13 protein-coding genes and 1 pseudogene are annotated in these 12571 nt (G+C 74.5%); 12 read left to right on the forward strand and 2 right to left on the reverse strand.

All coding sequences use genetic code 11. From position 1 onward, the window contains the following. Window positions 1-130, reverse strand: a pseudogene (locus G5C65_RS39345) (TIGR03085 family metal-binding protein); the annotation flags it as partial. Window positions 131-358: 228 nt separating this feature from the next. Continuing rightward, the gene (locus tag G5C65_RS18905) at window positions 359-991 is read right to left on the reverse strand and encodes a TIGR03085 family metal-binding protein (RefSeq protein ID WP_165300047.1); all 633 of its coding nucleotides are present in this window, start codon (window positions 989-991) and stop codon (window positions 359-361) included. A gap of 83 nt (window positions 992-1074) precedes the next feature. Between G5C65_RS18905 and hisI the strand changes: the two genes are divergently transcribed. From hisI to G5C65_RS18960, 12 genes are all read left to right on the forward strand, one after another. After that, a complete protein-coding gene (gene hisI / locus G5C65_RS18910; RefSeq protein WP_165300048.1) occupies window positions 1075-1431 on the forward strand; it encodes a phosphoribosyl-AMP cyclohydrolase in 357 nt (118 codons plus the stop codon). 171 nt (window positions 1432-1602) lie between these two features. Then, window positions 1603-3129 (forward strand): anthranilate synthase component I, encoded by a 1527-nt coding sequence (locus G5C65_RS18915; RefSeq protein WP_165300049.1) that lies wholly within the window; start codon window positions 1603-1605, stop codon window positions 3127-3129. Further along, on the forward strand, window positions 3126-3764 hold the full coding sequence (locus G5C65_RS18920) for a TIGR02234 family membrane protein (protein ID WP_165300050.1): 639 nt from the start codon (window positions 3126-3128) through the stop codon (window positions 3762-3764). Before G5C65_RS18915 ends, G5C65_RS18920 begins: the two co-directional genes overlap by 4 nt. Before the next feature lie 91 nt (window positions 3765-3855). Next, on the forward strand, window positions 3856-4185 hold the full coding sequence (locus G5C65_RS39350; RefSeq protein WP_165300051.1) for an HGxxPAAW family protein: 330 nt from the start codon (window positions 3856-3858) through the stop codon (window positions 4183-4185). Window positions 4186-4235: 50 nt separating this feature from the next. After that, entirely contained in the window at window positions 4236-4631 is a 396-nt protein-coding gene (locus G5C65_RS39355; protein WP_165300052.1) for a DUF2752 domain-containing protein, read from the forward strand. A 169-nt stretch (window positions 4632-4800) separates the two neighbouring features. Continuing rightward, on the forward strand, window positions 4801-5610 hold the full coding sequence (trpC, locus tag G5C65_RS18935; protein WP_165300053.1) for an indole-3-glycerol phosphate synthase TrpC: 810 nt from the start codon (window positions 4801-4803) through the stop codon (window positions 5608-5610). A gap of 6 nt (window positions 5611-5616) precedes the next feature. After that, window positions 5617-5775 (forward strand): tryptophan biosynthesis modulator TrpM, encoded by a 159-nt coding sequence (gene trpM / locus G5C65_RS40760; RefSeq protein WP_420903333.1) that lies wholly within the window; start codon window positions 5617-5619, stop codon window positions 5773-5775. A 162-nt stretch (window positions 5776-5937) separates the two neighbouring features. Then, on the forward strand, window positions 5938-7236 hold the full coding sequence (gene trpB, locus G5C65_RS18940; protein WP_165300054.1) for a tryptophan synthase subunit beta: 1299 nt from the start codon (window positions 5938-5940) through the stop codon (window positions 7234-7236). Continuing rightward, window positions 7233-8063 carry a tryptophan synthase subunit alpha gene (gene trpA / locus G5C65_RS18945; protein ID WP_165300055.1) on the forward strand — a complete coding sequence of 277 codons (831 nt, stop codon included), beginning with the start codon at window positions 7233-7235 and terminating at the stop codon, window positions 8061-8063. The genes trpB and trpA overlap by 4 nt, the downstream gene beginning before the upstream one ends. A 144-nt stretch (window positions 8064-8207) precedes the next feature. After that, complete coding sequence (locus tag G5C65_RS18950) at window positions 8208-8936, forward strand: DsbA family protein (RefSeq protein ID WP_165300056.1); 729 nt, start codon at window positions 8208-8210, stop codon at window positions 8934-8936. Between the two features lie 49 nt (window positions 8937-8985). Then, window positions 8986-9963 (forward strand): prolipoprotein diacylglyceryl transferase, encoded by a 978-nt coding sequence (lgt, locus tag G5C65_RS18955; RefSeq protein ID WP_165300057.1) that lies wholly within the window; start codon window positions 8986-8988, stop codon window positions 9961-9963. A gap of 59 nt (window positions 9964-10022) precedes the next feature. Then, on the forward strand, window positions 10023-12571 hold a 2549-nt coding region (locus tag G5C65_RS18960), incomplete at its 3' end, for a Na+/H+ antiporter subunit A (RefSeq protein ID WP_165300058.1).

A 12571-nucleotide genomic window follows, 5' to 3' on the forward strand; every position in this document is an offset into this window, starting at 1 on the left:
CCACCGCGGTCTCCCCGTTCGGGCGGCGCAGCACCAGCCCCACCGGCGACCTGCGGCCGAGGACCCGCGCGGCCCGCTCCAGGCGGTGCCAGAGCGCGTCCTCGAAGACCTGGTCCAGCTCGCGGGGGGCTGGCGCCCCTGACGTACCCGGTCGTCGGCGCCGCCGTGGCGGAGTGGGGCGCGGCCCCGGTGTTCGCGGGCTGCGGCGCGCTGGGCGCGCTGGCGGTGCTCCCGCTGGCCGGTGGCGGCTATGTGCGCGGCGAGCTGCCGAGGTGAGCCCTCGCCCCCTCCGGGGCCGGTCCGGGGCGGCCCCCGGCGCGCGCCGCCGCACCGCCCCCGGACTCCGCGTGAGCGCCGGTCACAGGCCCAGGGCGGCCTCGTGCGCCTTGGCGACCGCGTCCTTGTCGCCCTCCAGCTCCACCCGGGACACCTCCTGCCGCCCCCAGGCGAACAGCAGCAGCTCGGACGGCTCGCCCGTGACCGTCACCACGGGCGTGCCCCGGTGGGCCACCGCGGTCTCCCCGTTCGGGCGGCGCAGCACCAGCCCCACCGGCGACCTGCGGCCGAGGACCCGCGCGGCCCGCTCCAGGCGGTGCCAGAGCGCGTCCTCGAAGACCTGGTCCAGCTCGCGGGGCGTCCAGTCCTCCTGCGCGCGCCGCACGTCCTCCGCGTGCACGAAGAACTCCACCGTGTTCGCACCCTCGTCCACCTGCTTGAGGGTGAACGGCGACATCCGGGGCGGCCCCGTGCGGATGAGCTGGATCAACTCCTCGTACGGCTTGGCCGCGAACTCCGTGCGCACTCGCTCCATGCGCGTCGCGAGCGCTTTGACCACGAGGCCGCCCGCCGCGTCCGCGCGGCGCTCGCGCATCACCACGTGCGCGGCCAGGTCCCGGGTCGTCCAGCCCTCGCAGAGGGTCGGGGCCTCCGGGCCGTGGGTCTCCAACAGATCAGCGAGCAGCAGGCGTTCCCGCTTGGCGTGTGTTGACATACGTTCATTGTTCCGCACTCCGCCGCGTGGACAGAGCGGAGCGCGCGCGTGGCGCACGGCGCGTATGCGCGACAATGGAGCGCATGTCCCTGCAGAGCTCCCTCGACCCGGACCTCGCGGCCCGCCTCAAGCGCGACCCGAACGGCCTGTTCCCCGCCATCGCCCAGCAGCACGACACCGGTGAGGTGCTGATGCTGGGCTGGATGGACGACGAGGCGCTGGCCCGCACGCTGGCCTCCGGCCGGGCGACGTACTGGAGCCGGAGCCGGGGGGAGTACTGGCGCAAGGGCGACACCTCGGGGCATGTGCAGTGGGTGAAGTCCGTGGCGCTGGACTGCGACGCGGACACCGTGCTGGTCAAGGTCGACCAGGTGGGCCCGGCCTGTCACACCGGTACCCGTACGTGCTTCGACGGTGACCCTCTTCCACTCGGCGGATAACAGGCCGCCGGTGTTCGGCGCTCCGAAGGGGCGCGGGGAACTGCGCGGCCAGCCGACGGCACAGCCGCGGGCCGCAACGTGGCGTACGGGGCAGCCCCTGCCCGGCGGGATGCCGGTGCCCGGGATCGAGGGGCGCGACCACCGCACCCGTACCCACTACGCTCTGCGCTCATGACCAGCCGCAGCGCCCCCGCCCCCACCCTCGACGCGTTCCGCACCCTCGCCAAGGACCGCCGGGTCATCCCCGTGACCCGGCGCCTCCTCGCCGACGGCGACACCCCGATCGCCCTGTACCGCAAGCTCGCCGCCGAACGCCCCGGCACCTTTCTCCTGGAGTCCGCCGAGAACGGGCGCACCTGGTCGCGCTACTCCTTCGTCGGCGTGCGGAGCGACGCCGCCCTGACCGTGCGGAACGGCGAGGCGCACTGGCTGGGCACGCCGCCCGTCGGCGTGCCCGCCGGCGGCGACCCGCTGCGCGCCCTCCGCGCGACCGTCGAGGCCCTGCACACCCCGCGCGACCTGCACGAGGGGGGCGACCTGCCGCCGTTCACCGGCGGCATGGTCGGGTACCTCGGCTACGACGTCGTGCGGCGGCTGGAGCGGACCGGCGACAGCGCCGCGGACGACCTGCGGCTGCCCGAGCTGACGATGCTGCTCACCTCGGACCTCGCGGTGCTGGACCACCGCGACGGCACCGTGCTGCTGATCGCCAACGCCATCAACCACAACGACCTGGAGACGGGCGTCGACGAGGCGTACGCCGACGCCGTACGCCGCCTCGACGCGATGGCCGCCGATCTCGCGCGCCCGGCCCCGGTGCCCCCGGCCGCGCTGCCGCCGTCCGAGCTGCCCGACTTCACGGCCCGGTCGGGCGGTGCGGTGTACGAGGCGTGGGTGACGGACATCAAGGAGCGGATCCGGGCGGGGGAGGCGTTCCAGGTGGTGCCCTCGCAGCGGTTCGAGGCGCCGTGTGCGGCGAGCGCGCTGGACGTCTACCGCGTGCTGCGGGCGACGAACCCGAGCCCGTATATGTACCTGTTCCGCTTCGAGGGCTTCGACGTGGTCGGGTCCAGCCCGGAGGCGCTGGTGAAGGTCGAGGACGGGCGGGCCATGCTGCACCCCATCGCGGGGACCCGGGCGCGCGGCGCCACCCCGCACGAGGACAGCGCGCTCGCCGAGGAGCTGCTCGCGGACCCCAAGGAGCGCGCCGAGCACCTCATGCTGGTCGACCTGGGCCGCAACGACCTCGGGCGGGTGTGCGAGCCGGGCAGCGTCGAGGTCGTCGACTTCATGTCGGTGGAGCGCTACAGCCATGTGATGCACATCGTGTCCACCGTCACCGGGACGCTCGCCGAGGGGCGCACCGCGTTCGACGCGCTGACCGCCTGCTTCCCGGCGGGCACCCTCTCCGGGGCGCCCAAGCCGCGGGCGCTGCAGATCATCGAGGAGCTGGAGCCCACCCGCCGCGGCCTCTACGGCGGCTGCGTCGGCTACCTCGACTTCGCGGGCGACTCCGACACCGCCATCGCCATCCGTACGGCGCTGCTGCGCGGCGGCACCGCCTACGTCCAGGCGGGCGCGGGCGTGGTCGCCGACTCCGATCCGGCCGCCGAGGACACCGAGTGCCGGAACAAGGCGGCGGCCGTGCTGAGGGCGGTCCGGACCGCCGAGCGGCTCGGGGGTAGCGTGGAGGGGTGACTTCTGCATCCTCCGCTCCGTCCCCGCGCCCGCGCGCGGTCCGGCGCGCGCTCGCCGTCGCGCTGCTCTGCGGCGCGCTGGGCGCAGCGCTCGCGCTGGTCGCAGCCGGGCAGACCTGGAGCGAGTCCACCGCCGCCTTCGCGCAGGGCACGGTGCCGGTGAAGGCGAACGGCAGCGACGTCACGGGGCTGCCCAGCGCGCTCGCGCTGGTCGGCCTCGCCGCCCTGGTGGCCGTCTTCGCGGTGCGCCGCACGGGGCGCGTGGCGGTGGCCGCGCTGCTGACGCTGTGCGGCGTCGGAGTGATCGCCTCGGCGCTGCTGGCCGCCGACGACCGCGGCGCGCTCGCCGAGCAGGCGTCCCAGACCTCGGGGCTGAGCGGCAGTGGCGTGGGCGCCGTGGATCTGACGGCCTGGCCGTACGTCTCGGCCGTCGGCGGTCTGCTGCTGGCCGCCGCCGGGTTGCTGGCGCTGCGGTACGGGCGCGCGTGGCCGTCGATGTCCGGGAGCGCGCGCTACGAGCGCACGGCGCGCCGCCCCCGGCCCGCGGCGCGCCCGCGCCGGGTGGACCCGGACCGCCCCGAGGACCTGTGGAAGGCCCTGGACCGGGGCGAGGACCCCACGCACGGCACCGCCTGAGGACCGAGGGACAATAGGGGATGGCGGGCGTCGCGCGGACGGGCCCGCCGCGGACAACAGGCGTACTCGCACACGCACACAAGGAGCACACATGGCGCACAGCCACGGACACACCCCCGCCGCGTGGACCGGCGTCATCATCGCCTTCATCGGCTTCTGCACCGGTTCGGTCTTCATGGTGGTGCCCTCGCCCGCCGGCGTCATCGCCAGCCTGGGCCTGATCGCCCTGGGCGCCGTGGTCGGCGGGGTCATGCGCGCCATGGGCCTCGGCCAGTCGCATGCGGCCGGGCTGACCAAGGCCCAGCTCCAGGCCCGCAAGGAGGAGGCCGCGGACTCCGCCGCCGCCGCGTCGCCGGCGACGGCGACGGCGACGGCGACGGCGCCGGCCGCGCAGCCGCAGACCGCGGAGGCGCACTCCTGACCGAGCGGCGCGGGTACGCCGCACCGGCGCGGCACCGGCTGCTGACAGCGGTGCCGCGCCTGGCCGCGCCCGTCGGCGTCCTCGCCGGCGTGGGCGCGGCCTTCGCGTATGTGGCCGCCGTCGACCCGCGGGAGCCGGGCCACTTCCCGGCCTGCCCGGTGCGCTCCGTCGCCGGTGTGCTCTGCCCCGGCTGCGGCGGTCTGCGCAGCGCGTACGCCGTCGCGCACGGGGACCTGGGCGCGGCGCTCGGCGCGAACGCGCTGGCCGTGGCCGCCTTCGTGCTCTTCGCCGTGGGCTGGACGTACTGGGCGGTCCGCACCGCGCGCGGGCGCCCGTACACGCTCCCGGTGCGGCCGCGCGCCTGGCACGGCTGGACCGGGCTCGCGCTGGTGCTCGGTTTCACGATTGTCCGGAACACACCCCTCGGCTCCGCGCTGGCGCCCTGACCTGGGGAGGCCCCGGCCGCGCCGGTCCGCCGTTTTGCCGGTTTTATGGGATTAAGGTCAACCGGATGCGGGGCCTCCGTCCCCCGGCGGATACCATCGCAGTGCCCGACCTGACCATCCCCCACAGAGACCTGTGGGGGCCGCACCAGCCAAGAAGGGGGCCGCTCGCGTGAGTGTGCTCGACGAGATCATCGAAGGCGTGCGTGAGGACCTCGCCGAACGGCAGGCGCGCGTCAGCCTCGACGAGCTCAAGGAGCGCGCGGCCCGGGCCCCCCAGGCGAAGGACGGGGTCGCGGCCCTCAAGGGCGACAGCGTCCGGGTCATCTGCGAGGTCAAGCGCTCCAGCCCCTCCAAGGGGGCGCTCGCCGCCATCGCCGACCCCGCGGGCCTCGCGGCGGACTACGAGGCGGGCGGGGCCGCCGTCATCTCCGTCCTCACCGAGCAGCGCCGCTTCGCCGGCTCGCTCGCCGACCTGGACGCGGTCCGCGCCCGGGTCGATGTGCCGGTGCTGCGCAAGGACTTCGTGTTCTCCTCGTACCAGCTGTGGGAGGCGCGGGCGCACGGCGCCGACGTCGTGCTGCTGATCGTCGCCGCGCTGGAGCAGGAGGCGCTGGTCTCGCTGGTCGAGCGCGCCGCGTCCATCGGGCTGACGCCGCTGGTCGAGGTGCACGACGAGGACGAGACCGAGCGGGCGCTGGCGGCCGGGGCGCGGATCATCGGGGTCAACGCCCGGAACCTGAGGACGCTTGAGGTCGACCGGAGCAACTTCACCCGGATCGCCCCGGAGATCCCCGACCAGGTCGTGAAGGTCGCCGAGTCGGGGGTGCGGGGCCCGCACGACCTGATCGCGTACGCGAACGAGGGCGCCGACGCCGTGCTGGTGGGGGAGTCCCTGGTGACGGGGAAGGACCCGAAGGCCGCCGTCGCGGACCTGGTGGCAGCGGGCGCGCACCCGGCCCTGCGGCACGGGCGGGGCTGACGCTCCGTGTCCGCCGACATCCGCTACGCCCGGCTGGCGCGGGGGTGCCGCCCGCGGGGGTGCCGCGCGCCCGCGCGGAAGGCGCTGGGGCGGCGGGTCCGGTACCACATCGGGTGCGAGCCGGGGCAGGTACGGGGACGCCGATGGCGGGAGCGGGTCTTCTAGGCGGAGCTTGCCGGGGCGGGGCTGCCCCTGGTGGCGCGTCGCGGTCTGCGGGTGATGTGGGGCCCCTGCCGCGGCGGAGCCGCAACGGACATGGGCCCCGTGCCCCGGACGGGCGCCGCCCCGCCGCAACCGCAACCACCATCCCGCAAGGAGCACCGTCGGATGTCCGACCAGCACCATTTCATCCCCGACCCGGAGGGCCGGGTGCCCAGCGCCCAGGGTTACTTCGGCGCGTACGGCGGCAAGTTCATCCCCGAGGCCCTCGTCGCCGCCGTCGACGAGGTCGCGGCCGAGTACGAGAAGGCGAAGGCGGACCCCGCCTTCGCCGCCGAGCTGGACGAGCTGCTCACCCACTACACCGGCCGCCCCAGCCCGCTCACCGAGGTCCCCCGCTTCGCCCGGCACGCCGGGGGCGCCCGCGTCTTCCTCAAGCGCGAGGACCTGAACCACACCGGCTCACACAAGATCAACAACGTGCTCGGCCAGGCCCTGCTCACCCGGCGGATGGGCAAGCCCCGGGTGGTCGCCGAGACCGGCGCGGGCCAGCACGGCGTGGCCACCGCCACCGCCTGCGCGCTCTTCGGCCTCGACTGCACCATCTACATGGGCGAGATCGACACCCGGCGGCAGGCGCTGAACGTGGCCCGGATGCGGATGCTGGGCGCCGAGGTCGTCCCCGTCACCTCCGGCAGCCGCACCCTGAAGGACGCCATCAACGAGGCGTTCCGGGACTGGGTGGCCAACGTGGACCGCACCCACTACCTCTTCGGCACGGCGGCGGGCCCGCACCCCTTCCCGCGGCTCGTCCGCGACTTCCACCGGGTCATCGGCGTCGAGGCGCGCCGGCAGATCCAGGAGCGCGCCGGGCGGCTGCCGGACGCCGTCGCGGCCTGCGTGGGCGGGGGCTCGAACGCGATCGGGCTCTTCCACGCCTTCCTGGACGACCCCGGCGTGCGCCTCGTCGGCCTGGAGGCCGCCGGGCACGGCGTCGACTCCGGCGAGCACGCGGCGACCCTGTCCGCCGGGGAGCCGGGCATCCTGCACGGCTCCCGCTCCTATGTGCTGCAGGACGACGAGGGGCAGATCACCGAGCCGTACTCGATCTCCGCCGGGCTGGACTACCCCGGGATCGGCCCCGAGCACGCGTATCTGAAGGACAGCGGGCGCGGCGAGTACCGGCCCGTCACCGACGATGCGGCGATGCGGGCGCTGCGGCTGCTGTCGCAGACGGAGGGTGTCATCCCGGCCATCGAGAGCGCGCACGCCCTCGCCGGGGCCCTGGACCTCGGCAGGGAGCTGGGACCCGACGGGGTCGTGCTCGTCAACCTCTCCGGGCGCGGCGACAAGGACATGGACACGGCCGCGCGGTACTTCGGCCTGTATGACGGCGACGGCAGCGGCGACGGCAGCGGCGACGGCGACGGCGACGGTGGCAACGAGGACGCGGGAGAGACCAAGTGAGCGGAACTGCGCATCCCCAGCGGGGCGCCCTGCTGGAGTCGGCCCTCGCCACAGCGCGGGCCGAGAACCGGGCGGCGCTCGTCGGCTATCTGCCCGCCGGGTTCCCGACCGTCGAGGGCGGGATCGCCGCCTGCACCGCGCTGCTGGAGAGCGGCTGCGACATCGTCGAGGTCGGCCTGCCGCACAGCGACCCGGTGCTGGACGGCCCGGTCATCCAGACCGCCGACGACATCGCGCTGCGCGGCGGCGTACGGATCGCGGACGTCGTGCGGACGGTCCGCGAGGCCCACGCGGCGACCGGCAAGCCGGTGCTGGTGATGACGTACTGGAACCCGGTGGACCGCTACGGCGCCGAGCGCTTCGCGCGGGAGCTCGCCGAGGCGGGCGGCGCGGGCTGCATCCTCCCCGACCTGCCCGTCGAGGAGTCCGAGGGCTGGCGGAAGGCGGCGGAGGCGGCCGGGCTGGCGACCGTGTTCGTCGTCGCGCCGAGCAGCCGCGACGAGCGGCTGGCCAGGATCACGGCGGAGGGCAGCGGCTTTGTGTACGCGGCGTCGCTGATGGGCGTCACCGGCACCCGGGAGTCGGTGGGCCGCGACGCCGAGTCGCTGGTCGCCCGGGTCCGGGCGACGACGGAGCTGCCGGTGTGCGTGGGGCTCGGTGTCTCCAACGCCGAGCAGGCGGCACAGGTGGCGCGGTTCGCCGACGGGGTGATCGTCGGCTCGGCGTTCGTGCGGCGGCTGCTGGATGCGGACGGCGACCTGGAGGCGGGCCTCGCGGAGCTCCGTGCGCTCGCCGCCGACCTCGCGGAGGGCGTCCGCCGCGGTTAGCGGGTGCCCCCGCGGATCGTGGTTGCCGGGTCGGGGCGGCCCTTGTCTGTGCCCTGCGGGGAAACAGCGAGGGCCGCCACTTTCAGGTGAAAAAGGTGAGACGTCGGCTTTCGCCCCGACCACAACTCGTTGGCTCTGGGTGTGATGACTCAGAAACACAGCGCACGTGAGCGCCTCCGCGCGCAACGGGCCCGCGAGAAGTCCGCCGAGAAGCGGCGCCGCACGCTCAAGGTGGGCGCGGCCGTCGTCGGCGTCCTCGTCGTCGCGGGCGTGGTCGGCGTCGTCGTCGCCGAGCAGAACAAGGACAGCGGCGGCTCGGGGAGCGACGCCAAGCCGATCACCGTCGGCAAGGCGGGCGCTCCCGCCAAGCTCACGGTCTACGAGGACTTCCGGTGCCCCGCCTGCGCCCAGTTCGAGAACCAGTACCGGGACACCGTCCACGCCCTGGAGCGGGCGGGCAAGCTCAGGACCGAGTACCACCTCGTCACCCTCATCGACGGCAATCTCGGCGGCAGCGGCTCGAAGAAGGCGGCGAACGCGGCGGCCTGCGCACGGGACGAGGGGAAGTTCTCCGCTTACCACGACGTGCTCTACCAGAACCAGCCCGAGGAGCAGGACGACGCCTTCGGCAGCGAGCAGCGGCTGCTGTCCCTCGCGAAGAAGGTCAAGGGCCTGGACGGCGCGAGCTTCCGGAAGTGCGTGAACAGCGGCGAGCACGAGTCCTGGGTGACCGAGTCCAACGACGCCTTCCGCAACTCGGACCACGACGCCACGCCCACGATCCTGCTCGACGGGGAGAACATTTACAGCGACCAGTCCAACCCCCTCACCCCGGCGAAGCTGAAGAAAAAGGTCGAGCAGAAGGCCGGATAGAAGGGCGGATAGGCGGGTCGCCGCCGGGCACGGTAGCGTCGGGGGGGCCATGGAGACCCTTGCCTTTATCCCCAGTCCCTCGGCCGGTGAGATTCACCTCGGGCCGATCCCGCTGCGCGGCTACGCGCTGTGCATCATCCTCGGCATCTTCGTCGCGGTCTGGCTCGGCGGGCGGCGCTGGGTCGCGCGGGGCGGGCAGCCGGGGACGGTGGCCGACATCGCCGTCTGGGCCGTGCCGTTCGGCCTGCTCGGCGGCAGGCTCTACCACGTGATCACCGACTACCAGCTCTACTTCGGCGACGGCCGCGACTGGGTGGACGCCTTCCGGATCTGGGACGGCGGCCTGGGCATCTGGGGCGCCATCGCGCTGGGCGGGCTCGGTGCCTGGATCGGATGCCGCAGGCGCGGCATCCCGATGCCCGCGTACGCCGACGCTGTGGCCCCCGGCATCGTCCTCGCGCAGGCGCTGGGACGCTGGGGCAACTGGTTCAACCAGGAGTTGTACGGCAAGGCCACGGATCTGCCCTGGGCGCTGAAGATCGACCCGGAGCACCGGCCCGCCGACACCGGGAACCTGGCGACGTACCACCCCACCTTCCTCTATGAATCGCTGTGGTGCGTGGGCGTCGCGCTGCTGGTGATCTGGGCCGACCGGCGCTTCCGGCTGGGGCACGGCCGGGCGTTCGCGCTCTATGTCGCCGGGTACACCGCCGGGCGCTTCTGGATCGAGTACATGCGGGTGGACGACGCGCACCACATCCTGGGGATGCGGCTGAACAACTGGACGGCGATCTTCGTCTTCGTGGCCGCCGTGGTGTTCATCGTGCTGTCCGCGAAGAAGCGGCCGGGCCGGGAAGAGGTCGTCGAGCCGCAGCCCGCCGGTGCAGGGGACGGGGGCTCCGCCGAGAACAGCGGGGGCTCCGAGGACGGTGCGGGCTCCGAGGACTCCGGGGGCTCCAAGGACTCCGGGGGCTCCGGGAGTGCGGGGCGCACCGCCTCCGAAGGATCCAAGGCGTCACCAAAGTAGCAAAGTAACTTTTGCCCGATTTGCAGGGTATTGCGGCACTCTTATGTAATTCTCGGTGAGTGCTGTGGTTGATCCTCGTCCACTTCGGCGCCGCATGCTGTGCGGCGCCGCTGGTGTGGCGATGGGGGCCGCGCGCGTTCCTGGCGCTGGCCCTGGTGCCCGGCTCCGCCGCCGTGTGGGCGGGGGTCCGCTGGACGGACGTGACCGCCGGGCACCCGCCCACCGCCTGGTGGGGGTGGATCCCCCGGTTCGGGGTCGGGCTCGCGCTGCGCTGCGACGCGCTCGCGCTGCTGATGGTGCTCATCGCCGGCGGCGTCGGCGCGCTGGTGCTGGTCTACTGCGCCGGGTACTTCGGCGCGGACGAGCGCCGGCTCGGCGCCTTCGCCGGGACGCTCACCGCGTTCGCCGGGGCGATGCTCGGGCTGGTGCTGGCCGACGATCTGATCCTGCTCTATGTGATGTGGGAGCTGACCACGGTCTTCTCCTTCCTCCTCGTCGGACACCTGTCCGAGCGCAGGACCAATCGGCGGGCCGCGCTGCAGGCCCTGCTCGTCACCACCCTCGGCGGACTGGCGATGCTCGTCGGCTTCCTGATGCTCGGTCACGCCGCCGGCACCTACCGCGTCTCGCACCTGGTCGCCGATCCGCCGCCCGCCGGGCCGCTGCTGTCCGCCGCGCTGGTGCTGGTGCTCGCGGGCGCTGTGACGAAGTCGGCCGTGTGGCCGTTCAGCTTCTGGCTGCCGGGCGCGATGGCCGCGCCCACCCCTGTCTCCGCGTATCTGCACGCCGCCGCGATGGTCAAGGCCGGGGTCTATCTCGTCGCGCGGCTCGCGCCCGCCTTCGCACATGTGGTGCCCTGGCGGGCCGCGGTGCTGGTGCTGGGCGGCGCCACCATGCTGCTCGGCGGGTGGCGGGCGCTGCGCGAGACCGACCTGAAGCGGCTGCTCGCCTTCGGCACGGTCAGCCAACTCGGCTTCCTCACCCTGCTCGTCGGGGACGGCACCCGGAGCGCGGCGCTGGCCGGGGCCGCGATGATCCTGGCGCACGCGCTGTTCAAGGCCCCGCTCTTCCTCGTCGTCGGTGTCGTCGACCACGCCACCGGCACCCGGGATCTGCGCGAACTGTCCGGCGTGGGGCGCGCGATGCCCTGGGTGGGCGCCGTCGCCGTGCTCGCCGGGCTGTCCATGGCGGGGCTGCCGCCGCTGCTGGGCTTCGCCGCGAAGGAGGCGGCCGTCCAGGCGCTGGCCGAGGGGGACGCCGCCGGGGCGTGGGCGCTGGCCGCCGTCGTCGCGGGCTCGGCGCTGACGACCGCGTACACCCTGCGCTTCCTCTGGGGCGTCCTGCTGCGGAAACCCCGGCTCCCGGACACGCCGCTCATCCACCGTCCGGGAGCCGCGCTGTGCGTTCCGCCCGCCCTCTGCGCCGCGACCGCGCTGCTGCTCGGCCCCGGGGCGAGCCGGCTCGACCCGCTGCTGTCGCAGTACGCGCACACCGTCCCCGCGCACGGCGCCGAGCCCGTCCACCTGGCGCTCTGGCACGGCTTCGGGCTGCCGCTCGGGCTGTCCGCGCTCGCCTGGGCGGCCGGTGCGCTGCTCTTCCTCGCCGGGCGCCCGGCGGCGCGGCTGGGCGCGTGGCTCGCGCGGCTCGACGGGGACCGGGTCTTCGCGCGCACGCTGTGGAGCCTGGAGTGGCTCTCCCTCCAGGTCACCGGTGTGGTGCAGCGCGGCTCGCTGCGGGTCTACCTGGGCACCGCGCTCGTCGTGCTCGTCGGCTGCGAGGGCGCGGCGCTCGCCGTGGACCGGCCGTGGCGGCAGCTGACGGAGCCGCGCTGGTTCGACTCGGTGCCGCAACTCGCCGTCGGGGTGGGGGTGTGCGCCGTCGCGCTGCTGTGCGTGGCGGCCGGCGAGCGGCTGAAGGCCGCCGTGCTCGTCGGGGTCACCGGCTACGGGACAGGCGTGCTGTACGTCCTGCACGGTGCGCCGGACCTCGCGCTGACGCAGTTCGCGGTGGAGACGGTCTCGCTGATCGTCTTCGTGCTGGTGCTGCGGCGGCTGCCGGTGCGGTTCCCCGACGGCCGCCGGGGCTTGCGGGTACGGCGTGCGACGCAGCTCGTCTTCGCCCTCGCGGCGGGCGGCCTGGTCGCCGGGCTGACGTATCTGGCCGCCGCCGCGCGGCCGGCGCCGCCGACGGCGGGTCAGGCGCTGGGGTCGGCCACGGCGCACGAGGGGGTGAAGAACGTGGTCGCCACCACGCTGGTGGACCTCCGCGCCTGGGACACGATGGGCGAGTCGGCGGTGCTGGGGGTCGCCGCGATCGGGGTGACGAGCCTGGTCTACCTCCGCCGCCGCGCCCGCGCGGGGGTGGCGCTTCCCCAGCGGCCGGCGCGAACCCCGGCCGCCCCGACAACCGGCAGCCCGCGCGGGCCGGACCGGGGCAGCCGCTACCCGGCAGCGGACGCCGGTCACAGCGGCGAATCCGTACCCGCAGGCGGAGCCGGACCCCGAGGCGGGAGTCTCTCGCGAAGGGACGCCTGGAAGATGTTCGGGCGCCCTCTCCCCGTGCCCCCGCGCGGCGCCGCCTCCCCCGTCGCGCGGGGGCACGGGGAGAG

It is taken from the genome of Streptomyces boncukensis, assembly GCF_011045075.1.
GTDB classification, from domain to species: domain Bacteria; phylum Actinomycetota; class Actinomycetes; order Streptomycetales; family Streptomycetaceae; genus Streptomyces; species Streptomyces boncukensis.